The sequence below is a fragment of the Desulfitobacterium dehalogenans ATCC 51507 genome (assembly GCF_000243155.2).
GTDB lineage: Bacteria > Bacillota > Desulfitobacteriia > Desulfitobacteriales > Desulfitobacteriaceae > Desulfitobacterium > Desulfitobacterium dehalogenans.
Genome location: NC_018017.1, coordinates 3689598 through 3715245, shown reverse-complemented (window position 1 = coordinate 3715245; position 25648 = coordinate 3689598). Strand labels below are relative to the sequence as shown.

Here is a 25648-nt window from a genome sequence, read left to right as displayed (position 1 = left end):
TGTCTGGGGCGGTAGAGAGCCGGCCATCATGGAGCTGGCCAATGTAGTTGTGAAGTAATTTCAATTTCATCGGTGGTGCTGCTTAAGCTGCATCAGAGTCTGATAAGGGAAAAAGCTGTTGCAAAATGAACCGTAAGTTCGTTAAACAACAGCTTTTTTTTCTTCAATCTCTAGTTGGTGATTATGATAGGATAGCGTCAAAATAAGCAGAAATGCATTATTTATTAAATTCCTTATTTCTGTTATATTCAAGACATCAGAATTATTAGAATAGACGGAAAACAAGGAGGGCCAAGCAGCACACTATTTTGACAAAATCATAACACATTTTGCATAGGAGGAAGTCAGATGTTCAAATTTACTGCTCAACAACATGTTTATGACATCAACGGGGTTAAAGTTGGTGGTCAGCCGGGGGAATACCCAACAGTACTCATTGGTAGTATTTTTTATCGGGGTCATAAGATCGTCTCAGATGGTCAAAAGGGGGTTTTCGACAAAGAGGCAGCCAAAGCTTTGCTGGATCAGGAAGCCGAACTAAGTGCAGAAACAGGTAATCCATTTATCATTGATGTATTGGGAGAATCTGTTGAAGCACTTACGAAATACGTAGAATTTATTTTAAAAAATACTACTGCTCCCTTCCTCTTAGATAGTATTAGCCCAGAGGTTCGGGTAGGAACCTTGAAAAACCTGGGCAAGGATCCCGAGATTCAGAAAAGGTTGATCTATAACTCCATCGAAGAACATTATACCGAAGAAGAACTTGCCGCCATCAAAGATGCGGGAATCAAGACAGCCGTCATCCTGGCTTTTAGCAAGAAGGCTTTAAAACCCAACGCCAGAATCGATCTTCTCCAGGGCAAGGACGATAAAGAGGGACTGATTGCGGCGGCTAAACGGGCCGGCGTAGAGCAATTCCTGGTCGATCCGGGAGTGTTGGATGTGGCCAGTTCAAGCTGGACGACGGAAGCGATCAATGTGGTCAAAGAGCAGTTCGGCTATCCCGGTGGCTGCGCACCATCCAATGCAGTCTATCTCTGGAAGAAGATGCGTTCCAAAGGAACACCCTTCTTTGAAGTGGCTGGGGCTGCGGTCTTCACTTACCCGATCACACAGGGTGCGGATTTCATTCTCTATGGTCCTATGATGAACGCGCCTTGGGTTTATCGTGCTATAGCAACCACAGATGCCATGATTGCCTATAACAACAAGCTGACCGGGGTTAAGATGGGAACGACAGAGCATCCTTTGCTCAAAATTTTCTAAAACTTATTTTCTTGACTTAACTTGACTTAAAAATTTCAAAAAAGGGGTGGGTCAATTGTTACCTAAGTACAATATCCTGACCGAGGACCAAGTTCAAAAAATCCACGAAAATACCATGAAGATCCTTGAAGAAATCGGTATCGAGTTTGAATACGAACCGGCTTTGGAGGTTTTTCGCCGGGAGGGACAAAAGGTCGAAGGCAAGAGAGTCTATTTGACCCGTGAATTCGTGGAGTCCAAGCTCAAATCTGCACCTGCAGAGTTCATCCTTCACGCTCGCAACCCCGAAAACAATGTGGTAATCGGCGGAGATAATATTGTCTTCATGCCTGGTTATGGAGCACCCTTCATTTACGAATTGGATGGCAGCCGGCGTAAAACCACATTGCAGGATTATGAGAATTTCGCCAAACTAGCCGGGGCTAGCAAAAATATGCATCTCTCCGGCGGCACCATGGCAGAGCCCCAGGACATTCCAGATGGCATTCGCCATTTGAAGATGCTTTACAGTTCGATTAAAAACTCGGATAAATGCTTCATGGGAAGCGCTGAAGGAAGAAAAAGAGCAGAAGATTCCATTGAAATGGCAGCCATTCTTTTCGGCGGTAAAGATGTAATTAAAGAAAAACCGGTTTTAGTCTCCTTGATTAACTCCTTAACACCGTTGAAATATGATGAAAGAATGCTGGGGGCCTTGATGGCTTATGCAGAAGCAGGTCAAGCCGTGGTCATTGCTTCACTGGTTATGGCAGGATCTACCGGGCCTGCATCTTTAGCAGGCACCTTATCCTTGCAAAATGCCGAGGTCTTAGCTGGAATCTCTTTAGCCCAAAGCATTAACCCGGGAACCCCTGTTATTTATGGTTCTACTTCTGCTTTAAGCGATATGCGCAGCGGTAGTCTTTCCATCGGTAGCCCCGAATGCGCTCTCTTTATCTCGGCAAGTGCTCAATTGGCTCGTTATTATGGAGTACCCAGCCGTTCCGGAGGGGGGTTGAATGACTCCAAGGCCGTGGATGCCCAAGCCGGTTACGAGTCTATGATGACACTGATGGCAACGACTCTGACAGGTATCAATTTTGTTCTTCATACGGCAGGAATTCTCCAATATTTCATGGCTATGTCCTATGAGAAATTCATCATGGATGATGAATTAGCGGGTATGCTTCTCCATTATATGAAAGGCTATACCTTTGATGAAGATGGCATGGCCTATGACGTTATAGCCAAAGTAGGCCCTGGGGGACATTTCCTGACCCAGAAGCATACGCGCAAAAACCATAAGAGAGAGTTCTATACCCCAACTCTCAGCGATCGAAATGCCTATGATGGTTGGGCAAAAGATAAGTTAGAAGCGAAGCAGCGCGCTCATGCCCGCTGGCAGCAAATTCTGGCGAACTATGTGCCCCCTGCCTTGGACCAGGAGATAGATGCAAAACTTCAAGCCTTCATTGCCCAACGGAGTGAGGTCCTTGGAGGAGAATAAACAAGTCCGAAAAAATGAAAGATGACGGGAGGAATTATCATGAGTTTATTGGATGATCTGAAGCAAGCGATTATTGACGGAGATGAAGATATCGTAGCAGAACTTTCCCAAAAGGCTATTGATGAAGATCTTGACTTAGTGGATACAGTTCAGTCGGGCCTGGTTAAGGGAATTGAGGTTGTTGGCACAGCGTGGAAAGAAGGGGAGATGTTCTTACCGGATGTCATGATGTCGGCCGAAGCGATGAAAGTTGGTTTGGCTATCCTTGAACCGGAAATTGCTAAGAAAGGAGTGAGTGAAGGGGAATCTAAGGGTAAAATCGTCCTTGGCACTGTCGAGGGGGACATTCACGATATCGGTAAAAATATAACAGGAGCTATGTTCACAGCCGCAGGGTATAAGGTGATTGACCTTGGTACAGACATTAAAGCGGAAGGCTTTGTTGATAAGGCTCAGGAAGTAGGAGCTGATATCATCGGAGCCAGCGCCTTGCTGACCACCACCATGATCAAGCAAAAGGAGCTGATTGAATACCTGAAAGAGAAGAATTTAAGAGATAGCTATAAAGTGTTCGTAGGCGGCGGCCCCACCAGCCAGGTATGGGCAGATGAGATCGGTGCGGATGGATGGGCGGAGACAGCGGACGATGCAGTTGAGCTTGCCAATAGAATTTTAGGCAAATAGAGAGAGGGCATGGGTCAATATTCGTTGCTTCGATATCCGTTAGAACAAGGTAATCAGCGGCGTTGACTACACATCTGCCGCTGATTTTCTCTCAATAGCAAGTTTTTGCACATGTTGAGGAATTTGGAGAGGTGAGTGAATATGGGAGTTGACAAGAAGCAAAATACCGTATTATATATTTCTTCAGCCATTGCTCTGTTGTTTGTACTGTGGGGTGTACTTTTACCTGATAACATGGCGAATGTGGTCAATAAAGTATTTGGCTTATTAACCACGAATTTCGGTTGGCTTTATCTTTTAGCTGTTGCAATTTTTATTATCTTTGTTTTTGGTATAGCCATCAGCCGTTACGGAAGAATTAAGCTGGGTGCTGATGACGATAAACCGGAATTCAGTAATTTCCAATGGTTTGCCATGCTTTTTGGCGGGGGTATGGGCATTGGTTTGGTCTTTTGGTCCGTTGCGGAACCCATTATGCATTTTAACAGTCCGCCTTTCGGAGAACCTGGAACTGTAGAGGCTATGCAAACTTCCATGCGGGTCGTTTTCTTTCACTGGGGTATTCATGCCTGGGTTAATTTTGCAATCGCCGGTTTGGCCCTGGCTTACTTCCAATTCCGCAAAGGACTGCCCTTCCTGATTAGCTCGGCTTTCTATCCGCTCATTGGCGATCGGATTTATGGACCTATTGGTAAGGCTATCGATATTCTGGCAGTATTCGCTACTATTTTTGGTATTGCTACCAGTTTAGGTTTGGGTTCCAGTCAGATAGCCACAGGAATAGAGTATATTTGGGGAATCCCGGCAAGCTCCCTGACCATTTCACTTGTCATTGCCGTGATCACAGGTATCTTTACCTTGGCAACGGTTTCCGGCCTGCATAAAGCCATGCAGTCCATCGCTAATATCAAAGTCTGGTTATCCGTCGTATTTATGATTTTTATCTTCTACTTTGGCGGCAAAGTCTTTATCCTCAATACCTTTACGCAAAGTTTGGGGGATTATTTACAGAACTTCGTCGGTCAAACCTTCTGGATGACTAATACGGATTGGGTAGGCGGCTGGACGATCTTTTATTGGGCGTGGTGGATTGCCTGGGCACCTTTTGTCGGCCAGTTTGTGGCACGGGTTTCGAAAGGGCGGACCATTCGGGAGTTTGTCTTTGCCGTAACCTTACTGCCGGTTGGTTTCTCCTTTATCTGGCTGGGCATTTACGGCGGAGCGGCCTTTAACCTTGATCAGATTTCCGGAGGATTTATTCAGGCTGCTGTAAATGCCGATTATACCACTGCTTTGTTTGCCCTACTGCAACAGATGCCCCTTTATGCCATAACCGGTCCCTTGGCCATCCTGCTTATCGTGACTTGCTTTGTGGGTGCTGCCGACTCAGCTACCTACGTTCTGGCTATGCTGACATCCAACGGGGATATGGATCCCAGCAAGAAGCTGCGCAGTTTCTGGGGGATTATGCAAGGCGCTATGACGATTGTGCTCATTATTGTGGGCGGTACAGCTGCCTTGAAAGCTCTTCAGACCGCCTCGATTGCTTCGGCCTTTCCTTTTATGCTCATCATGCTGGTTATGTGTTATAGTATTCTTAAAGCTCTCAGGAGCGATCATCCTTAATGCTCCAAGGTAATAGAGCTTAAACCAAAGGTAAAACACTCAGATTTTGTATCTGGGTGTTTTACCTCATCAGGAGAATCACTATGAAAATTAAACTGATCGGCTGTCATTCCACAATGAACGAGGTCAAAGCTTTAAAGAACGATGGGTTGATGGATTGTGAATTTCTTGATTTTAATTATCATGCTCAACCGGCTGAACTCCATAGGAAAATTCAAGAGATTATTCACGCCAGCCAGGATTATGATCTTATTGTCCTGACCTACGGCCGCTGCTCCAATACCTTGGTAGGCTTAATTTCTCCGGCCGTTCCTATGCTGATACCGACTACTCATGATTGTATTGGCCTTTTGATGGGTTCCAATGCTCGTTATCTGGAGCTTTTCTGCAAAAATACCAGAACCTATTTCTTTAGCCAGGGGTGGCTGGACTATGGCCGTACTCCCTATGACGAGTACCTTGAATATGTGGAAAGGTATGGAGAGAAAAAGGCCGGGAAGATCATCCAGGCCCTTTATGGACACTACAATAAAGCTATGCTGATTAAATCGGTAGGTATGAAAATGCCGGATTCCTATTACGGAAAGCTTCAAAAAATAGCTGATTTCTTCGGCTGGGAGATTGAGGAGATGGAAGGTGATGCCGGTCTGCTGAACGCTTTGGTTCGGGGTGAGAAGCTTGAGGATGTCGTGTTCATTGAACCGGATCAGCCTGTGACCCTAAAACATTTTGCTGAGGGTGAGCCGAAGTAAGCAAAAAGCAGGGGAGGGAGACTGGTGATTATCAGGATAAAGAATTACGGAGAGGTAGAGATAGAGGACAGCAAGACTTTGTTGCTTAATTTGATAGAAAACCACATAAGAATCGATAATATTTGCAATGGTAAAGGAACATGCGGCAAGTGCAAGGTTCGCTTTATTCAAGGGGTGCCTGAAGCAACTCCCGCCGATTTAAGATATTTATCCACAGAGGAGCTTGAGGAGGGCATCCGCCTTGCTTGTCAGGTCAAGCCCCAAAAAGGGATGGAAATCAATGTGAATCTGCCTAACTCATTCGATCGGAAGAACACTGTGTTGCGTAGGGATGACCAAATTACTTTGGATCCCGGATTAAAAGGGATTTTCCTGACGATACCGCAGCCGAGTCTGGAAGATGAGCGAGGGGATTGGGATAGGATAGTTGATGAATATAGAAAGGTGATGCCGGAGCAGAGCTTAGCTCTTCCCTCTCTAGGAGTTCTGGAGAGACTTCCCAGGATTTTAAGGGAACAAAACTATAGGATAACCGTGGTCACTTGGCAAAATAGGGTGATCGATATTCAATCGGGAGATGGGGCGGCTCTGCATGGTCTGGCTATCGACATCGGTACCACCAGTGTCGCCGTGGCTTTGATTAACTTGAAGACAGCCGAAGTTTTGGGAAGTGTATCTACTGAAAATGGGCAAACGGCCTTTGGGGGCGATGTCATTTCCAGAATAGCCTATGCCGGAGAAGGGGTGAAGAACCGCCTTCAGCTCACCGAAGCAGTCCGCAGTACCATCAACACCCTGATCGATGGGCTGGTGCATCAACATAAGATTGCCCGTAAATCCATCTATAAAATGACGATTGTTTCCAACACAACCATGAGTCATCTCTTTTTGGGGCTCGATGTGTCCAATCTTGCTGTGTCACCTTATGTTTCTGTCTATAATCAGGCTCTCGAATTTTTTGCTCAGGATTTGGGCCTGGGAAGCAATCCGGAAGCTGTCGTTCAGATACTGCCCAACATTGGGAGCTTTGTGGGCGGGGATACCGTAGGAGCCCTCATTGGTGCGCCTGAAGTGCTGGCTCAGGGAAATCATCTCTTGCTCGACCTGGGCACCAATTGCGAATTGGTTCTAAAAACCGAAAAAATGATGCTGGCTTGCTCTACCGCAGCAGGTCCGGCCTTTGAAGGAGCAGGCATTTTCCATGGCATGAGGGCAAAGCCCGGTGCTATTGAAGGAATAAAGATCAGCGAAGAGGGTGTGGAGCTCAGAGTCATCGGGGATGAGGAGGCCCTCGGAATTTGTGGTTCAGGCTTGATCGATGGAATCGCCCAAATGCGCCAAGCCGGTATCATCAATAGAAAAGGAGCTTTCGTTGATCCTGCCCATAAGGATTGTAGCTTATCGGATGAGTTAAAGTCGCGAATATGCAAGAAAGAGGATTACTGGGAATTTGTGTTTGCTTTTGGCCAACAAAATAAAAAAGATATTTCTTTAGGTCAAAGAGATATCGAAGCCTTACAACTGGCTAAAGGTGCAGTATGTGCCGGGATCAAAACGCTGGTCAGCCTGGCCGGCATTTCGCTCCAGGATTTGGATTCCATCGTTATGGCGGGAACCTTTGCTACTTATCTTAAGAAAGAATCCATTCTCAGCATTGGGCTGACTCCCCATACGGATCCTGAGAAGATTAAGATGGCAGGAAATGCAGCCCACCTGGGAGCTATTTGCGCTCTTCTCAATCAGGGAACCTTTGCCGAGGGGGCAGAGCTTGCCCGCCGGATTCGACATGTCGAACTTGGCGGGGACAAAACCTTTACGAGTTTTTTCATGAGAAGTATGTATTTGGAACCAACCCTTCCTTAGTCTTTTCTAAGGAAGAGTTTATCATAATTTTCCTTGAGATAATCCCTTATCTCAAAGGCATTTTCAAAATAATAGTCTGCAGCAATTTCTTTGGCAAATTCCTCAGTAACCGGAGCACCGCCTACAAAGACCCTTACGCTGGGACTTTGTTTCCGTACCTCCTCTATGACACTCTTCATAACGCCCATAGTTGTTGTCAGCAGGGCAGAAATCATAACGATTTCGGGTTTTTCTTTGCGAACAGCATCGGCAAACCTTTTGGGAGTAACATCAACCCCAAGATCTATGACCTTAATTCTGAGGGACATGACCATGGTCTTAACGAGTGTCTTGCCAATGTCGTGCAAATCTCCGGCCACAGTCCCGACGATGACCTTGCCAGGCTTATTGGGGCTGCTGGAAATGAGATACGGCTCCAATAGACTTAGCCCGGCGTGCATGGAACGGGTCGCCATGAGGACCTCGGGGATGATCACGTTGCGCTCACGAAACTTATCTGCGATTTCGTTCATACCGGCAATCAATCCTTTTTCCAGGATGACTTGGGCTGGGTAGCCCATGGATAAGGCTTTATGAGTTAAATCGTAAGCCGTTTCAGCTTCTCCTTCCAGAATGGAATGCTTCAATTCATTAAGGATCATCGTTTACTTCCTTTCACCTCTTAGAATAGGCTGTTCCTATAGATTAAGGGCGTAACTCCTATATATTTGCGGAAAACTTTTGCAAAATGGCTCTGGTTTTGAAAACCGACGGCCAATGCTACATCTTTAACGCTGAATTCGGGTTTTTTCAAGAGTTCCACGGCTTTCTCCACACGGACGCGGGTTAAGTAATCATTAAATGTACAATCCAATTGCTGCCGAAAGAGCCTTGAAAGGTGAGAAGGACTGATAAAGAGGTGCTCGGCTGCATCCGTAATCGTTAAGGGCTTGGCATGATTGTGAAGAATGAAGGAACGAGCATCCTTGACCAGGCTTAAGTGTTTTTTATCGGCTAAGATAAAGATGTTTTCCAGAAATTCATTAACAATCTGCTTAATGAAGTAGATAATCTCCTCTACCCGCTCCACATTCTCAAGTTTTTTGTAGAATGAACTAAGAATGGTCACGGCTTGTTCAGCGTCGGTACCTCCCTCCACGGCGGCCCGGGATGTTAAAGCAGCTAACTCAATGATTCTGTCTTTGGTTAATTGGGGCTTACCTGTGGATTTCGTGTAGATTTTAATAATTAAGTTCTCCAAAGTAGAAAAGGCTCTTGATTTATCCCCGAGCCGAATGTATTGAAGAAATCTCCTTTCGTCTTTTAAGATGGATTCATAAGAAATATCCGTTCTCCCGGGGCCCTTTTTTCGCTTTAGTATTTGGTCATGGAGCTGTTGTTGTAAGACCTTGTAGGCCTTCTCTTCCTCTAAGGCACGAAGATTATTTTTGAGTATATGACTGACCACTACAAAGAGAAGGTTAGCAGCGGCTTGGGCCTGGTCAGCGGATATGATGGGGAGATTGGGAACAGCCTGATTTAATTCCTCTGGGTCGATTTTAATACCCTTGCTGATATCCTGTAATTCCTGAATAAAAAAGCGATCCGGCTTCCAGAGGAGAACTTGACCACAAATAATGCTTCCCAAAGTAATGTCTTTACTAAGGATGGGAACAGCCCAGATAACAAGGCCCGCATGGCAGCGGAAGAAATAGGGTTCATCCCATTTGACGGCTTCACTGGTTGCCCGTTTATAGGAATCGATACAGCGCTTATTGCCCCGGGGATTGTTACGGATGCATTGGCAGAAAGGGGACCTGTCTAAGCTCCCTGGAATGGAAAAGGTCTCGCCGCGATAGTTGACAGCCTCGATTCTAAGGCCTGTGGCCTGTGTAAAATTACCCAATATATTTTCCAGGTATGAAGGATCAAAGAAGCCTTCCAGACTTGACCGATTCATCTTGATCACCTATGTTTCTTGAAATTTCAAAATAGAATGACAACAGGTGTCTATAACATACTATAGGCTAGTTCAAGAGAAAAATCCAGAGATAGAGGGGAGAATTGATATGGAAACCGAAGCAAATCCTAAAAACAATAAGGTTCTCAATAGGCAGCCCAAAACCTCCAATTGGGCGCTATTGGGGAATATCGATCCCTATGTGTTTATCATTTCAGCTCTGTTAGCGGTGGGTTTTCTCCTTTGGGGTGTGGTTGATTCTGAAGGACTGAGCCATGTCTCGAATACCATTCTTGATTACATCATTCAGCAGTGGGGCTGGTTGTTCATTGTGGGCATTCTTTTTTTCTTGCTTTTTTGCCTTTACTTAGCCTTCAGCCGCTATGGCGATATCAAACTGGGAGGCCAGGATACATTACCGGAGTACAGCACCTTCTCCTGGTTTGCCATGCTTTTCGGTTGTGGCATGGGAGTAGGGTTGGTATTTTGGTCCATTGCTGAACCCATTAATCATTTTCTCAATCCTCCGGCTTATGTGAATGCCCTTAGCCCATCCCAATCAGCGGAATGGTCCTTAGCCATCTCTTTTTTTCACTGGGGACTCAGTGCCTGGGCTTCCTTTGTCCTAATCGGGCTTGCCATGGGGGTCATCATTTTCCGGAATAAGATGCCGATGCTCTTGAGCAGCTGCTTTTATCCACTGTTAGGGGATAGAATCTATGGTCCTCTCGGCAAACTGATTGATATTATTACCCTTTGGGCGTCGCTTTTTGGTATGACAACCACCATAGGCCTGGGTACCAAACAGCTTGCGGCAGGAATTACCTATAATTATGGCATTCCTCAGGGTATTCCCTTGTTGTTAGGGATATTAGCTATCGTCATTATCTGTTATCTGATTTCGGCTTGTACTCCCAACCTGAAAGGAATAAAAATAGGTTCGGATCTTAGTTTAATAGCTACCGGGGGTCTTCTTCTCTTTGTCTTTCTGTTCGGCCCCACGAAATTTATCATGGATATGTTTGTCAACAGTATGGGAGTTTATATCCAGAACTTTTTTTCGATGAGCCTCTGGACGGATCCCGTGGAGCAGAGCGGCTGGCTGGGGAGCTGGACAATATTCTATTGGGCTTGGTGGATTGCCTGGGCCCCCTTTGTAGGCATGTTCATCGCCAAGATCTCGAAGGGGCGCACTATCAAAGAATTTGTCTTAGGCGCTTTGATTGCCCCGACCCTTCTGGATATGATCTTTTTCGGTATTTTCGGAGGGACTTCCCTGCACTTTGAGCTTAATCAAGGGTCCCAGGGCATTTTAGCCAACGCCATTAGTGTGGATATTTCCAGTGCGGTATTCGTCTTATTCGAACAGTTTCCCTTCCGGGATATCACCTCAATCATTTTGATCTTTGTCATCTTTACCTTCTTTGTCGTATCTGCTGATTCATGTACCATTGTTCTGGGTATGCTCTCCAGCGGAGGGAACGAAAACCCAAGGATTCCCTTAAAGCTGTTTTGGGGAATAGCTATGGGAGCCGCTGCAGGGCTTCTGCTGATGCTCGGGGATGGAGGATTGGATGCCCTGCAAATGGCCTCGATCCTTGGCGGATTTCCCTTCTTGTTCATTATGTTTGCCATTTGCTACAGTATCATTAAAAGTTTAAAAAGGGAAAAATCGACAAACCTTGTCGGAATTCGAGAGAGGAATTGAAGTGAAATGTGGAGAAAAACCCCATATTACCTAGGAGATGGTGAGTAACTCCGAAGATTATGGGGTGATTTTGTTGGAGCGGAAGATCCGTTACATTTGGTGGGGAGTCTTAGGTCTTTTGATCGTGGCAGCGGCCTGGAAGTTTATCCTGCCTCACAACTCGACCGTAATTGCTGAGAAGGCTGGAGAAAATCGGGAAATCGTCGTTTACGTGTCCGGGGCGGTAGAGAAGCCGGGGTTGGTTCATTTGCCGGTTAATGCCCGATTAAATGACGCTTTGAAGCAGGTATGCCCTTTGCCTGAAGCGAACGTAGATCAGATCAATCCGGCTGAGAAGCTAAAGGACGGTCAGAAAATCATTGTGCCTTATAAACCGGTGCCGCAGCCTGTTGCTCCACCAGTGGCTGTGTCCCAGGGGCAGATGGCTGAGAGTAATCCCAATGCAAGTGACCTATCAAGCTCTACTGCGACAGCGAACTCCATGCAACCTGGGACCAATCAAAGCGGAAATACTCAATATGTCACACAAACGTCTTCCAACCTAATCAATATCAATACAGCGGATATTACAGAATTGGATAAATTACCAGGGATCGGACCTGTGTTGGCGGAACGAATTATTCAATATAGGACGGAGCACGGTCCCTTTCTTCAACCTGAGGATTTGAAAAAGGTTTCCGGTATTGGAAATAAGACCTATGCAAAGATGGCCGACCTGGTTACGGTGGGACCATGAGGGATCCGTGGATAAAAAAATTAACCGCCTCACTGATAGGCGGTTTAATAGGAGTTTACACCCCAGAACCCATGTGGTGGATGGTTCTGGGGATTTTTCTATGGGTGCTGCTTCGAATCGTCTTCTGGAGACCGCGGGATTTCTTTGGACCTGAGCTGTGGCCTGAAATACTAATCCTTTGTGCAAGTATCCTGGTGGGTTTTGGATTTGGGCAGACGGGAAAATTTGAATTGGCTCCCCCTCTTACCTTGAGTCCTGTTCAGGTTGTGGGGGAGTTGAAAGATTGGTCTCTTCATGAGGAAGGAGCGGCAGGGTTATTTGAAGTTCTGGAACCTATCACTGTCCAGGAGTCCGCCCTTGCACAAAAAAGTTATAGTCTTCGCGTGTATTTTGATTCCGAGGGGAATCTTCCTGAAGGGTGGGATCTTGTCCGACCGGGGGATACGTTGGAATTTACGGCGAAAATTGAGCAGCCCAAACCTCCGGGAACGCAGGGACAATTTGATTATCCTCTGTATAATGCTGTTCGTGGTCTCTCGGGATGGATTACAGCCCAAGGCGAGGCAGATATATTAAGGCCTGGGAATCCTGGCTTAAGCTGGCGGGTTCGGAACCATGTACAGGAACTTTTAGCACTCTATCCTCAAGACCAAACCGGGCTGTTAGAAGGAATTGTGTTTGGGGATACAAGCAGGATACCTGAGGAAGCCTTGGAAAGCTATCGGATTACGGGTGTATACCATGTCTTTTCAGCATCCGGTTCTAATGTGGCCTTTTTGCTTCTCCTTTGCTGGAACTTTATGTTCTTTCTGCCCCGCTCCTTGCGAGTGGGAATAACTATTGCCGTATTGGCTTTTTATGCCCTGATCTGTGGAGGTAACCCACCGATTCTGCGGGCAACGATCATGTCGGTTTTTGTTTTGTTAGGAAGATTAGGAAAGGGAAGAGAAACTGGAAGGGCAAATGGTTACCGGGGTCTCTTGATCGCGGCTTTTCTGCTCTTTATTTGGCAACCATTAATCCTTAAGGACATTGGGTTTCAACTTTCATTTATGGCCACCTGGGGAATTCTTGTCTTAAGTAATAAATTGGAAAAAGGGCAATGGGTTAAGGGCTGGCCCAAGTCTGTAAGGAGTGCTTTTTCCATGACCTGTGCCGCCCAAATTGCCACCTTGCCCTTGATGATTAGCGTTTTTCACCGATTATCCCTTATCGGCATCCTAGCCAATCTCCTGGCCTTATTTGTCCTGGGGAGTATCTTTGAACTGGGAATCCTCGCTGTTTTTCTATCCTTCATCCCTCAGATTGCACTGCCCCTATTTCAGGTCAGTCTTTGGCTGTTGAATGGAGTAAGTGAATTTCTTATTCAATTGGCCCGGCTTCCCTGGGCGGATGTATGGGTGGTGAATCCCGGTACTCTCTTTTGGGTATGCTGGTACGGCTGGCTTCTCGTGCTTCTTGTCGGGAAGGCAAAAATTGGCTTTATGCTCAGAGTACAGCTAGGGAATTTGTATCGGGACAGCCTGCCTTGGGTTGCACGAGGGCTTATTTTTATAAGGCCTCTTGTGGTAGCCATGCAAAAGGTAATGCCCCCTGGCTTGGTTAGAGTATTTGTCGCATTTAGAGAAAGAGCACAATTTGCAAGACTGGGGATCAAAGGGGAAAGGATCCTGGCAGTGCTTCTCCTGCTCCTTTTCTTATGGAGTCCCTGGAATGCGCCGGATGTTCTTCAAGTAACTTTTATTGATGTGGGTCAGGGTGATTGCATTCTCATTGAGACACCGGGAGAAACTCGAATTATGGTGGATACAGGGCCCAAGACCGGCACCTTTGATGCAGGGGAGCGGGTTATTGTACCCTATCTCCTTCAGCGAGGAATTAAACAATTAGATGCCCTTATCCTGACTCATCCTCATGCCGATCATGTGGGTGGGGCTGGTGCTATTTTTGAGACCATTCCCGTAGGTTGGGTCGGAATTCCTGAGGACGGGTTAGAATGGCTCAGCTATGAATCCTTTGAGGAGGATGGGGCAGGGGATAACCTGCGGAATGGTTGGGGAGAAGGCGGATTGGACTGGGATCTAATCAGGATGCTGGAGAAGATGACCATTAAAAGGTTGTCCCGTGGAGATAAAATGGCCTTGGATTCTAATATCACCCTTACCGTGATCGCACCCGGCAAGGTATTGAGGGGGACCAAATCGGATGAGAACAATAATTCTCTCGTTTTGCACTTGGAAAATTCAGCCGGACAGAGTGTGCTCTTGACGGGGGATATGGAAGAAGAACAGATGGAAGAAATTTGTAGATCGGGACAGAACTTTGAAGCGGATTTGCTTAAAATTCCCCACCATGGCAGCCGCTATTCCTTAATGACAGAGATGCTGGATCGGATTAATCCCCGGGCCGTGGTGATTCCCGTGGGGAAGAATTCTTTCGGACATCCCAGTCCCCAAGTTCTCGAATACTGGGGAGAGCGGCAGGTCCCCGTTTATAGGACGGATGAGGATGGGACCATTCAGATAAGATTCGATGAGATATCCATGGAGTTTATCATCGGAAGAGATTAACTTTGAACTCTTTGGTTTTTACAAGCTCTGACTAAGTTATTTAATAGAATGGCTGTCGTAACTGAACCGACCCCTCCCGGCACAGGAGTAATCCCTTTGACCCTGTCCCCAACAGCATCATAGTCAACGTCACCGCAAATCTTGCCATCCCCGGCATCATTAATTCCTACATCGATCACAATGCTGTTTTCTGAAACATACTTCTCATCAATCATTCTGGCCCTGCCCATGGCAGCAATGACAATATCCGCATTTTTAGCCACTTCTGGCATGCTTTTGGTCTTGGAATGGCAGATGGTTACGGTTGCATTTTCCTGTAAAAGCATCATACTCAAGGGTTTTCCGACAACTAAGCTTCTCCCCATCACCACTGCATTGGCACCTTTCAGCTCAATTTCATAATGACGCAGGATTTCCATGACGGCTGCCGGTGTACAGGGTAAAAGACCGCTCATATCCCCCTCAAAGACCTTTTCCAGATTGAGGGGGCTCATGCAATCGATGTCTTTTTCCGCAGAAATGAGATGTTTAATGACTTCTTCATCTAATTGTTGGGGCAGTGGCCGGAAAAGCATAATCCCATGAAGGTCAGAATCATGATTAACCTGAGTCATAACAGCAGTAAAATCGTTCATGCTGATATTCAGATCGAGAGGGTAGGTCTTAGTTGCAATTCCTACAGCTTCACAATTTTTAATGATGTTATTTTCGTAGTACACATCATCAGGACGGCTGCCGACCCGGATAATTCCAAGAGTCGGCTCGCTTCCTTTAGCTTTTAATGCCGCAACTTCCTGCCGGAGATTCTCCTTCATAGCCTGAACAACCGGCTTGGCATTAAGAATCTGGGTCATGACGATTTACCTCCCGTAATCGAATTTTGAACTTCAGCAAATATCCGGTCTGCTTTGGCTATATAGATCGCACAAAGATCAATCAGTTCTGTTTCAACTTTGCGTTTAAATTCCTGATCTTTCATGATTTGGGTATTGATCAGAACATTGAGTTTAGCCCCTTCCAAAGCCGCTTTCAAAAAGGCTACCCCCACACCTACATCACTGATGGCAATTCTTGTGCCCTTTTGAGCAAATTCCTCCTGAAGATCGATTCCCTCTGCACAGCAACGGGCGATCTCTAAAGGAACCAGGGTGGCATTGACTAAGGCTTTCTGCAGGGTTTCCTCTTTCCGGCGAATTTCTTCCTCGGTATTTTTAGGCATCCCATAAGCCTGAGATAATGGGTAAAAGGCTGCGGCATCTTCTGTGACGAGGGATTGGAATCTGGCGATGACTTTTTCTCCTTTTTCCATTAAGACCTTAACATCCGCTTCAACGTCAGCGTATTTCTTCTTACCCACTGTCAAGTTCCCGACCATTACCCCCAAAGCCATTCCCATGGAACCCACATAGGCCGACGCTCCGCCCCCTCCCGGTATAGGTTCCTTTGATGAAAGGGCCGATACAAATTCTTTAGCGCTTGACTCAAGCATCCCGCTCATCTCCTCTCCACAATATCTGTCTCAAAACATCATTTGTTTTTATTATCTCTACCTTTTTCACCCGGGTATTTCCTTAAAATCCTCTACCCTTTTGCCCAGGTCTCGTAGAACCCTCTTCCCTATACCCTGAGAGACCGAGACGGCAGGTTGACCGCCATCTCAGCCTAATCTAACAATGAAATAATCCAGATGGATATCGTATTAGAACAATCCGGAAATCTTACCCGTGTTGTCCACATCAATGCTTTCAGCTGCCGGAACTTTGGGCAATCCAGGCATGGTCATGATATCACCTGTCAGCGCAACAGCAAAACCGGCACCTGCCGACACTTTTACACTGCGGATGGATATTCTGAAACCTGTCGGACGTCCCAGCTTTTTCTGATCATCTGATAGAGAGTACTGAGTTTTGGCCATACAAACCGGGATGTTGCGATAACCAATGCTTTCAATATTCTCGATATCCTTGGCGCTGGAACCAATAAAGTCTACTCCGTCAGCACCGTAGATTTTGGTGGCAATGGCTGTAATCTTTTCTTTAAGGCCCAGATTGATGTCATATGCGAAAGTGAAGTTTTTGGATTCATCGACGAGCTTGAGAACTTCTTCAGCTAATTTTACGCCGCCGGCTCCGCCTTTTTCCCAGACCTCCGATAGGGCCACGTTGACACCCAGTTTCTTGCATTCTTCTTCGATAAGTTGAACCTCAGCTAAGGTATCGGTCGGGAAACGGTTAATGGCTACGACAGCAGGAAGTCCGAAATGAACGGTAATGTTCTCCACATGTTTCAGTAAGTTGGGGAGACCTTGCTTGAGGGCTTCCAGATTTTCTTGATTCAGATCTGCTTTGGCAACGCCTCCATGGGATTTAAGGGCACGGACAGTTGCGACGATGACCACAGCATCCGGTTCCAAGCCACTTAAGCGGCATTTAATGTCAAGGAATTTTTCGGCGCCAAGATCTGCACCGAAGCCTGCTTCCGTTACGACATAATCTCCGAGTTTTAAGGCCATCTTGGTAGCCATGACACTATTACAGCCATGGGCAATATTAGCAAAGGGGCCGCCATGAATAAAGGATGGGGTATGCTCGAGGGTTTGCACAAGGTTGGGTTTTAAAGCATCTTTTAAGAGGGCGGCAACTGCTCCTTGAGCCTTCAGCTGACCGGCAGTTACCGGTTCACCGTTTCGATTATAGCCAACGATGATTCTCTCTACTCGTTTCTTCAGATCGTCTAAGTCACTGGAGAGGCAGAGAATGGCCATAATCTCCGAAGCCACGGTAATATCGAAACCATCTTCCCGGGGCATGCCATTGGTTTTGCCGCCAAGACCATCATTAATGTATCGGAGCTGACGATCATTCATATCCATACATCTTTTCCAGGTGATTCGTCTCACATCAATGTCCAAGGCATTTCCTTGATAGATATGGTTGTCCAGCAAAGCTGCAATTAAGTTGTTGGCAGCGCCGATAGCATGAAGGTCACCCGTAAAATGAAGGTTGATATCTTCCATGGGGACGACTTGTGCATAACCACCGCCGGCGGCTCCGCCTTTAACCCCAAATACAGGTCCCAGTGAGGGTTCGCGTAAAGCAATGACGGTTTTTTTGCCCAGATAAGTGAGGGCATCCCCCAAACCAACGGTGGTTGTTGTTTTTCCTTCTCCGGCCGGTGTGGGATTAATGGCTGTCACCAAAATCAGTTTGCCATCGGGTGTGCTTTCTTTTTCTTTCAAGAGATTGTAGTTGATTTTTGCTTTGTACTTCCCATAGGATTCTACATAGTCCCCAGAAATCTCAAGTTTTTCGGCGAGCTCCAAGACAGGCAGCATTGTGGATTCTTGGGCAATCTCGATATCACTTTTAAAAGCCATGTTGATTTTCCTCCCTTGATTATTTAGGTCTATTTATTTAGATTTTGCAAAGGCGTTATCCAATTTTCCGGGCAGGAGGTGATCTGCTTTTTTAGCAGATGCCGTTCTTCCTTTGTACATGGTGCCCAGCCAATAAAATACGCCAACAAAAAGACCGCCGCCGATAATGTTACCCAAGGTTACCGGAATAAGATTATTGACAATAAAGCTTTCCCAATTAAGGTGGGCCAGCTTTGCCGCAGTAACACCTAAGGCCTCTGCCTGTTTAACCCATACTGGATTCATTTTGGCGATAATTCCAGCGGGAATATAATACATATTGGCGATACTGTGTTCAAAACCGGAGGTAATAAAGAGCATAATCGGAAAAAATATGGCCAAAACTTTTCCCGCGATATCCTTGGCGGCAGCCGCCATCCAGACTGCCAGACATACCAGCCAATTACACATAATCCCCATTAAAAGTGCTTGGCTGAAGGTTAATCCGGTCTTATAAACAGCCGTTTTGATAGTAAATCCTCCGAGGAGCCCTCCGGAAAAGTTCAATTGGCCTGAATAGATAATAAATAAAACAATGGTTATCGCTCCAATAAAATTACCGATATAGACGATCGACCAGTTCCTTAACATATCTACCCAGCGGGCTTCCTTTTCAATACACGAAATGACGATGAGGGTATTGCCTGTGAACAGCTCTGCGCCGGTAATGACAACCATCATAAGGCCTGTCCCAAAGATGATTCCAGCCAGCATTTTGCCTAAACCAACGGAATCCAAGGTGTGAATGGCAACATTTGAACCTTCTGACGCAAAAGCGATAAGGGCTCCGGCCAGTATTCCCAGAATAAACAGCTTGTAAGCCGGTGAACTTGCCTTCTTTTTTCCGATCGCTACATACTCCTCTGTTATCTCCTTGGGACTCAAGTACATATTAGCCATCCTTTGCCACTCCTTCCCCCAAAAGATCCGATATCCTATCTTCCCGTTCAGGATAGCACTTTTTAATTAAAGCGTCATTGTTCATAACTGACAGTCTTTTTTATGATTTTTCGATATTTTTCTACAAGTTTGATAGTTTAAAATTCTTAAACTCCGCTGAAGAAGTAATCGAGATTTGCTATTTTATTTGGAATCTTCTTTAAAATAGAGATATAATAACTCTATCGAACTTATGGGGAGGCATGAAATTGAATATAAATATGCATGTTCTACTGGACGAGCTAAGGGATCTGAACCCTCAATCTTATCTCAATGATTCAATTGACCTCACCATTCGCTCCATAGCGGTTTTTGACAAGACATCCGACGACTTTTCAGCTGACACGCTGTATTTAGCCACTACATCTGCCCTGGCTGCCTGTGAGGGAAAACTGGAAAACGTAAATCTGATCGCCGTTGGCTTATTCGATCCTGATTTTGCCAAACGCAACCGGTGCAATATAATCTGTTTCAATGATTCCCTTACACCCGTTGAGATCGCCGGTCATATTTTCGGTATTCAAAAGAAGTATGATGATTGGAACAACAAATTGCTTTCGGCGATGATAGCTAAGAAACCCATGAAAAATCTCTTTGATATTGCCTTGGAGGAGATTCACAACCCCATGATGTTGATAGGCCCTCTTAATACCTTGATCCTGGCAGCCGGGGTAATCCCGGAAAGTTGTACAGATACCATTTGGCGGGAACTGTTAGCTGAAGGCTATCTTTCCTATGAACACCCTTTATACAGTGAATTTCTCAAAATGGTAGAAAAAAAATATTCTGAACAGCAGCCTTTTATCGTTAAATTTCCTATGCACAATTATACTTATCTGATAGGAAATATCTTTCAGTCCGGAAAAAGATGTGGGGCTCTACAGCTTATTGAAGTCAATCAACCTTTTTCTTTAGGCCAGATCACTCTTGTGGCTCATTTTAAAAGCATTCTCGAGCAAGCAATAAAGACTATTCCAGATCTCCAAATCCTCTCATCCAATTCCAATGCCTTTGTTTACCAGTTATTAAATCACATCTATGTAAGAGAGAGTATTATCATCAATTGTCTTCAATCCAAAGGATGGAAGGTCTTTGATGAATTTTTCTGCTTGAATTTCATGCAAAATAAAATGCAGAAGGATGACATCTTCTTAAAAATTATTATGCAGGAGCTGAGCAGGGTTTTTCCTGCAGCTATAATTTTGGATTATAAAGATGGCGTGGTCGTGATCTTGCGTCATACCGATTTTGCCTTTGACCGTGAACATCTAAAAGGCAAACTATCCTTATTTGTTAAAAAGTTTTTCTTAACGATCGGCGTAAGTTCGGTATTCTATGATTTTAAAAACTTGAAACGGCATTATGATGAGTGCAGTTTGGCTATAAAATATGGTCTGGACCAAGATCATACTGTATCTATTCATTTCTTTAACGATCATGTGTTCAGACATCTCAGCCGATTTATATTTGTTGAGAATGGGAAGAATCAATTTATTCATACCAAGGTTGAATTACTGCATCAGTACGATCTGAAGAATGACACTGAGCTTGCTAAAACATTACTCACCTATTTTCAGTTCGGACAAAATAAATCTCTGGCAGCTGAAAAAATGCATCTTCATCGGAATACCTTGACCTACCGGCTAAATATCATAAAAAATCTCGTTGACATTGACTGCAGCAACCGGAATATGGATGAAAATGAGATTTTCCACATCATGTTGTCATGTAAATTCCTTGAATATATGTTATAAGATATAAAAAAATTATACATTCAAATGTATAAAAACATGGGGAGTGGAAAGAATAGGAAGGAACATCTCTTTTCTCCTCCTCTTTCTTTTGCCCCTTCAGTTTTTGGAGGGGTCTTTTCTTTTGCTTTCTTACTTCACCTTGGTTAAAATAGGAGGGTAGGAGGGGCAATTATGTGGGAAGTGGATAAAGTTCGGCAAGGGATTGCTAAAAATCAAATTCCTCCCGTCAGCCTTTGGTATGGTGAGGAACGTTTTTTTATTCAAGAAGCTCTTCATTTATTAAAGAACAGTTATCTCGCCCAAGATCCTTCGGGCAGTGGGATAGAAGTTCTATCCGGGAAAACCACCAACCCGGAACAGATTGTGGAAATCGCCAATATGGTCTCTTTTTTTGGCGGTAAGCTGATTATTGTAGAAGACATTCCGTATTTTCAGGATGGGCAGGGGGACGCTTTGGAGCCCTTCTATACCTATTTTGAAGATCCTAACCCAGGTACTTGTCTTGTTTTTCTTGCCCAAAATGTGAATCGTGGGCGTAAGTTCTTTAAAGCTATAGAGAAAAAGGGGGCGGTTCTGGAATTCGGCAGCCCTAAGCGGCAGCAGGAATGGATGACTTGGCTGGATCGGGAATTGGCCGCTCGGGAAAAAACCATGAAGCCTCAAGTCAAGGCTCTCCTTCTGGAATGGGGAGGACATCAAGTAGGGATCCTAAGTCAAGAGCTGGACAAACTTGCCTTATATGTGGAGGGCAAAGAAATTCGGGCTGAAGATATAAAGCTGCTGGTACCTCAGGCTGTGGAGGCTACTGTGTTTGAACTTCTGGATGCTGTAGCGGCCCGTTCCACAAAGGTGGCGGTCCAAAAACTTCATCAAGTGCTGCGGCAGGAACATTCTTTAAAAGTATTGACTCTGTTATCCCGCCAGGTTCGCTTACTCCTGGGAGCAAGTGCCATGCGCCGGCAAGGCCGGGGCGCTGAGGAAGCACCCCATCTTCTCGGTATAAAACCCTTCGAAGCTCAGAAAATATGGCAAAAATCAGCACTTCTGACTTGGGAGCAATTATCCGGGGCCTTACAAGCCTGTCTGGAGACTGATGTAGCCATCAAGACAGGAAAAGGGGAACCCGAGTTTTTGCTGGAGTTGATGATTACTGAGTTCTGTACAACATAAATGTATTTATCCACCCCTACTCTGATACAATCTGAAAAAATTAAAACTTGTCCTAGAATGGACAACGTTGTCTATTCTGGGACAAGTTTTGGGATGTAAAAAAAGAGCAGTCAATCTGCTCTCTTTCTATGTCGTTTTAGTTTATTCGTATTTGGAATAGAACGACTTAGCCCACTTGCGCAAAATGCTTCGCATAACGTTTGGTTAAGCGAGATTTTTTACGGGAAGCCGTATTTTTGTGCACTAAACCTTTGGAAGAAGCTTTATCCAAAGCGCGGGTAGCTTTATTTAACGCGATTTTAGCGGTTTCGGCGTCCGTGCTTAAAGACTCTTCAAAACGACGAATCGTTGTGCGTAAAGTTGATTTTGCAGCCGCATTTTTAATGGTGCGAGCTTTAGCAATTTCAACTCTTTTGATTGCGGACTTAATATTCGGCACTTATGGTCACCCCCTTTGGATCGAATCTTTCCATCAGAATACGCAAAGATTATTTTATCATTGAATCCTAAAATTTACAAGGATTAATGCGGGATAAATAATATTTATAAAAGTTGTTCAGACTATAAAGGATGCATTTAGGCTAAATGCCTAAAATTCAATTTGAAATGGAGGAACAACATATGTTAGGAATGATCGTCCGCTTTCTTGTTTCAGCCGTGGTCCTTCTCCTAGTCAGCTACATAGTACCCGGTCTTAAAGTCGCCGGCTTTACTGGGGCACTCATTGCAGCCGTTGTCATTGCTGTATTGGGATATGTAGTAGAGCTTGCTTTTGGACGGGATAAAGTTACCCGGGTGCATCGGGGAGTTGTTGGCTTCTTGGTATCTGCCGTAGTGATTTACGTCAGCCAGTTTATTGTACCCGGCTCGATCCAAGTCAGTATTATTGGGGCTCTCCTGGCATCCTTAGTCATCGGAATCGTTGATGCTTTTGTACCCACAGAATTACGCTAATTCAATACACAAAAGGTTCTAACAAAAACTTGTCCCTCATATTCCTTAAGTAAAGAAGGAAAGGGGGACAAGTTTTTTGTTGAAGGACGATATGTTTTCTCCGAAGAAGTGGCGATGGAGTTTTTGGCCCTCTACCCGATGGGCTCGCGGTTTCCTGCTTGTTTTACTGACCCTTCTTTTCCTGAGCTCATTTTTTTATGCTTTAGAAAAAGGAACCTCCCGCCAATTGGTTCGGGTCATGGCCCAGCAAAGTTTCCCTTTTGAAGCGATTATTTTGGAAGGAATCCCTGGCTATTCGCAGCCCGAGAGGGAGTATCTTAATCAGGTCAGAACTCAAGGGGTCTCCTTGGGAACTTTTTTATTGACTGGTGTCAATGTGGCCGATGCGCGTACCTATTTTTTCAGCTACTTCACGCCGCCGCCTGGGGGGCCGGCTTGGATTGGTTGGGCTTATAACCCAGGAGACCCTGAGTATGAAGGAGAAATCCCTGAGTTAGAGGAGATACAGCTAAACCCATCCAAGGGGCAAGCAGAAACCCAACCGGTTCTCCCCCTGGATGATAAGGTGCTTATTGGTATTTATCATACTCACAACTCGGAAAGTTACGCCGGTGACGGGGGAGAGGAACGGGATGATGGGGGGAACGGAGAGATAGTCAGTGTCGGAAAAACGTTGAAGGAATCTTTAGGTAAGCATGGTATTCGAGCTGTTCAAGCATTGGAACTTCATGATGTTGAAGATTTCAATAAAGCCTACAGTAAGTCAGTATATACTGCCGCAGCCTTGGTCAGGAATTATCCTTCTATAAAACTCCTCTTGGATCTTCATCGGGATGGGCTGCCTCCAGGGGTCAATAAGTCCACGGTTATGATCCAGGGCAAAGAAGTTGGACGGGTAATGATCGTCATCGGCCAAAAAAATCCTCATTGGGAAAAGAATGACGCCCTGGCCAAAGAGATTATTGCTTTTGCGGAGGAGAAATATCCGGGATTATTTATTCCCCGAATAACCTATGCCTCGGATGCCCGCTATAATCAGCATTTGCTGGATGGAGCTATTCTGTTTGAAATCGGTAGTCAACTGAATACCTATGAAGAGGCGGAAGGGACTGCAGAAATCTTGGGAAGCTTATTGGCGGATTGGTTGAAAGAATGATATAATTCCATATTAGAGAATTTTGGCATCAAGATGAGAGGCAAAAGGGGACGAAATTATGTCAGGTACGCGGACGGTAGCTATGGCGGCCGGACTCTTAATGCTTACACAGCTTGCTTCAAGGATTCTGGGCTTCTTAAGAGAATCCTTGATGGCGAATTTCTATGGAAAAACGGGAGTGACCGATGCTTATCAAACGGCATTTATTCTTCCGGATTTAATTTATTGGCTTTTAGTAGGCGGAGTTTTGAGCTCTGCCTTTATTCCTGTATTCTCGGAATATATCCATAAAGGAAAGGAAGAGGAAGGGTGGCGGGTAGCCAGTTCCTTCATTAATCTAATCCTCTTGCTTTTAAGTGTTTTAGTTATCATAGCCCTGATCTTTACTCCCCATTTTATTCGCTTGCAGGTACCCGGATTTACGGCGGAAAACCAAGCTCTAACGGTCCTTCTCACCCGAATTATCTTGATTCAACCCCTGCTCCTGGCTTTAAGCGGAATTACCATGGGAATCTTAAACTCCTATAAAATCTTTTGGCCCAGTGCCTTGGGTACGGTTCTATATAATGCCAGCGTCATTGTCTTCGGTGTGATTCTGGCACGACCCGATGATCCGGAATCCATCTCAGGCTTTGCTATCGGGGTCGTGGTGGGAGCCTTGCTTAACTTTGTGGTACAGATACCTGCTCTGCGCCGTCAAGGTCTTCGTTATTACCCTATCATTGATTGGCGGCATCCCGGAGTTCGCAAAATAGCGGTTCTAGCCGTTCCCATCATTCTCAGCTATTCCTTGAACCAAATCCAAGTGGTGGTAAACTCAAACTTAGGGTCCCACCTTATCGAAGGCAGCTTGACGGCAGTGTGGTACTCTTACCGTTTATACCAACTGCCGGTGGGTATTTTTGCCTTGGCTATTGCCGTAGCTGTGTTTCCAACCTTAAACGAACATGCTACACTGAATAAGTGGAAAGAATTTGTTCTGACTTCATCTCTTGCTGTGCGTATGGTAATTTTTATTACCTTACCCATTTCTGTGGGAATGATTGTTTTACGCTATCCCTTGATTCGGGTACTCTTTGAGCATGGTGCCTTTACCCCTGTAGATACTTTCGCTACGGCTATTCCTCTTTTGTACTTTGCTGTAGGGATCTCCGCTCAATCCGTGATTCAAATCCTGCCTCGGATGTTTTATGCTCTTCAGGATACCTGGACTCCGGTCATCATCGGCATTATCTCCATGTTAGCCAATGTGGCTTTCATGTTTCTCTTGGTCAAACCCCTGCAAAGCGGCGGTCTGGCTTTTGCTACTTCCTTAGCCGCCCTGCTTAATATGATCCTGCTCCTTTATCTCTTGCGCAAGCGGTTGAAATCTATCGACGGCTGGAGAATGCTCACAACCACCCTGAAGACGTTGCTGGCCTCCGGTGTGATGGGGATTGCAGTCTGGTTTGGGGGGCAGTGGCTGACCTCCCTTGTAGGAGTGGGAAAATTTGCTTCCGTCTTTGTCTTGCTGGTGGGAACCTTTATAGGCGCACTTATTTTTGCCGGTATAACAAAGATTATGGGGATGGAGGAATTTGACCAGACCCTAGGATTGTTCCAGAAACGCTTCAAGAGAGGGTAAGTC

Annotated in this window: 21 protein-coding genes; 14 read left to right on the top strand and 7 right to left on the bottom strand. The window is 45.4% G+C overall.

Translation table 11 applies throughout. From position 1 onward, the window contains the following. The first annotated feature begins 348 nt into the window (after window positions 1-348). The 6 genes from mtgA (at window position 349) to DESDE_RS17910 (ending at window position 7680) form a co-directional block, all read left to right on the top strand. Entirely contained in the window at window positions 349-1269 is a 921-nt protein-coding gene (mtgA, locus tag DESDE_RS17935) for a [methyl-Co(III) glycine betaine-specific corrinoid protein]--tetrahydrofolate methyltransferase MtgA (RefSeq protein ID WP_014795441.1), read from the top strand. Window positions 1270-1315: 46 nt separating this feature from the next. Next, on the top strand, window positions 1316-2755 hold the full coding sequence (mtgB, locus tag DESDE_RS17930; RefSeq protein WP_148269932.1) for a glycine betaine--corrinoid protein methyltransferase: 1440 nt from the start codon (window positions 1316-1318) through the stop codon (window positions 2753-2755). A 39-nt stretch (window positions 2756-2794) separates the two neighbouring features. After that, window positions 2795-3439 carry a glycine betaine-specific corrinoid protein MtgC gene (gene mtgC / locus DESDE_RS17925; RefSeq protein ID WP_014795439.1) on the top strand — a complete coding sequence of 215 codons (645 nt, stop codon included), beginning with the start codon at window positions 2795-2797 and terminating at the stop codon, window positions 3437-3439. A gap of 141 nt (window positions 3440-3580) precedes the next feature. Next, window positions 3581-5065 (top strand): glycine betaine uptake BCCT transporter, encoded by a 1485-nt coding sequence (locus tag DESDE_RS17920; RefSeq protein ID WP_014795438.1) that lies wholly within the window; start codon window positions 3581-3583, stop codon window positions 5063-5065. An 83-nt stretch (window positions 5066-5148) separates the two neighbouring features. Next, complete coding sequence (locus DESDE_RS17915; RefSeq protein WP_014795437.1) at window positions 5149-5817, top strand: DUF1638 domain-containing protein; 669 nt, start codon at window positions 5149-5151, stop codon at window positions 5815-5817. A gap of 24 nt (window positions 5818-5841) precedes the next feature. Next, a complete protein-coding gene (locus DESDE_RS17910) occupies window positions 5842-7680 on the top strand; it encodes an ASKHA domain-containing protein (protein WP_014795436.1) in 1839 nt (612 codons plus the stop codon). Here the strand turns inward: DESDE_RS17910 and DESDE_RS17905 are convergent. Then, window positions 7677-8321: a corrinoid protein gene (locus DESDE_RS17905; RefSeq protein ID WP_014795435.1), complete on the bottom strand. Its 645-nt coding sequence runs from the start codon at window positions 8319-8321 to the stop codon at window positions 7677-7679. The two genes, DESDE_RS17910 and DESDE_RS17905, sit on opposite strands and share 4 nt — an antisense overlap. A gap of 20 nt (window positions 8322-8341) precedes the next feature. Next, window positions 8342-9619, bottom strand: a complete 1278-nt coding sequence (locus DESDE_RS17900; RefSeq protein ID WP_014795434.1) for a PocR ligand-binding domain-containing protein — start codon at window positions 9617-9619, stop codon at window positions 8342-8344. A 109-nt stretch (window positions 9620-9728) separates the two neighbouring features. Here DESDE_RS17900 and DESDE_RS17895 point away from each other — a divergent pair, with 109 nt between their 5' ends. Genes DESDE_RS17895 through DESDE_RS17885 form a run of 3 tightly spaced genes read left to right on the top strand, consistent with a single transcriptional unit; the run spans window position 9729 to window position 14633 of the window. Continuing rightward, on the top strand, window positions 9729-11327 hold the full coding sequence (locus DESDE_RS17895; protein WP_014795433.1) for a BCCT family transporter: 1599 nt from the start codon (window positions 9729-9731) through the stop codon (window positions 11325-11327). Between the two features lie 37 nt (window positions 11328-11364). Next, window positions 11365-12063 (top strand): ComEA family DNA-binding protein, encoded by a 699-nt coding sequence (locus DESDE_RS17890; protein ID WP_041917297.1) that lies wholly within the window; start codon window positions 11365-11367, stop codon window positions 12061-12063. Continuing rightward, window positions 12060-14633: a DNA internalization-related competence protein ComEC/Rec2 gene (locus DESDE_RS17885; protein WP_014795431.1), complete on the top strand. Its 2574-nt coding sequence runs from the start codon at window positions 12060-12062 to the stop codon at window positions 14631-14633. Before DESDE_RS17890 ends, DESDE_RS17885 begins: the two co-directional genes overlap by 4 nt. Here DESDE_RS17885 and DESDE_RS17880 read toward each other — a convergent pair. The 4 genes from DESDE_RS17880 to DESDE_RS17865 form a co-directional block, all read right to left on the bottom strand. Then, window positions 14630-15487: a bifunctional 5,10-methylenetetrahydrofolate dehydrogenase/5,10-methenyltetrahydrofolate cyclohydrolase gene (locus DESDE_RS17880; RefSeq protein ID WP_014795430.1), complete on the bottom strand. Its 858-nt coding sequence runs from the start codon at window positions 15485-15487 to the stop codon at window positions 14630-14632. The genes DESDE_RS17885 and DESDE_RS17880 overlap by 4 nt on opposite strands. Further along, the gene (locus DESDE_RS17875; protein ID WP_014795429.1) at window positions 15484-16122 is read right to left on the bottom strand and encodes a cyclodeaminase/cyclohydrolase family protein; all 639 of its coding nucleotides are present in this window, start codon (window positions 16120-16122) and stop codon (window positions 15484-15486) included. Before DESDE_RS17875 ends, DESDE_RS17880 begins: the two co-directional genes overlap by 4 nt. 210 nt (window positions 16123-16332) lie before the next feature. Next, window positions 16333-18009, bottom strand: coding sequence for a formate--tetrahydrofolate ligase (locus tag DESDE_RS17870; protein ID WP_014795428.1), 1677 nt, complete (start codon window positions 18007-18009; stop codon window positions 16333-16335). A gap of 33 nt (window positions 18010-18042) precedes the next feature. Then, the gene (locus DESDE_RS17865; RefSeq protein ID WP_014795427.1) at window positions 18043-18948 is read right to left on the bottom strand and encodes a formate/nitrite transporter family protein; all 906 of its coding nucleotides are present in this window, start codon (window positions 18946-18948) and stop codon (window positions 18043-18045) included. A 248-nt stretch (window positions 18949-19196) separates the two neighbouring features. Between DESDE_RS17865 and DESDE_RS17860 the strand changes: the two genes are divergently transcribed. Continuing rightward, complete coding sequence (locus DESDE_RS17860; protein WP_014795426.1) at window positions 19197-20741, top strand: PucR family transcriptional regulator; 1545 nt, start codon at window positions 19197-19199, stop codon at window positions 20739-20741. Window positions 20742-20912: 171 nt separating this feature from the next. After that, window positions 20913-21911 (top strand): DNA polymerase III subunit delta, encoded by a 999-nt coding sequence (holA, locus tag DESDE_RS17855; protein ID WP_014795425.1) that lies wholly within the window; start codon window positions 20913-20915, stop codon window positions 21909-21911. 166 nt (window positions 21912-22077) lie between these two features. On the opposite strand, the gene rpsT is transcribed toward holA, so the two are convergent. Beyond that, a complete protein-coding gene (gene rpsT, locus DESDE_RS17850; protein ID WP_014795424.1) occupies window positions 22078-22350 on the bottom strand; it encodes a 30S ribosomal protein S20 in 273 nt (90 codons plus the stop codon). A gap of 182 nt (window positions 22351-22532) precedes the next feature. Between rpsT and DESDE_RS17845 the strand changes: the two genes are divergently transcribed. From DESDE_RS17845 to murJ, 3 genes are all read left to right on the top strand, one after another. Next, window positions 22533-22865: a phage holin family protein gene (locus tag DESDE_RS17845; RefSeq protein WP_014795423.1), complete on the top strand. Its 333-nt coding sequence runs from the start codon at window positions 22533-22535 to the stop codon at window positions 22863-22865. 76 nt (window positions 22866-22941) lie between these two features. After that, window positions 22942-24021: a stage II sporulation protein P gene (gene spoIIP / locus DESDE_RS17840; protein ID WP_014795422.1), complete on the top strand. Its 1080-nt coding sequence runs from the start codon at window positions 22942-22944 to the stop codon at window positions 24019-24021. A 58-nt stretch (window positions 24022-24079) separates the two neighbouring features. Next, window positions 24080-25645 carry a murein biosynthesis integral membrane protein MurJ gene (gene murJ, locus DESDE_RS17835; protein WP_014795421.1) on the top strand — a complete coding sequence of 522 codons (1566 nt, stop codon included), beginning with the start codon at window positions 24080-24082 and terminating at the stop codon, window positions 25643-25645. Window positions 25646-25648 lie beyond the last annotated feature (3 nt).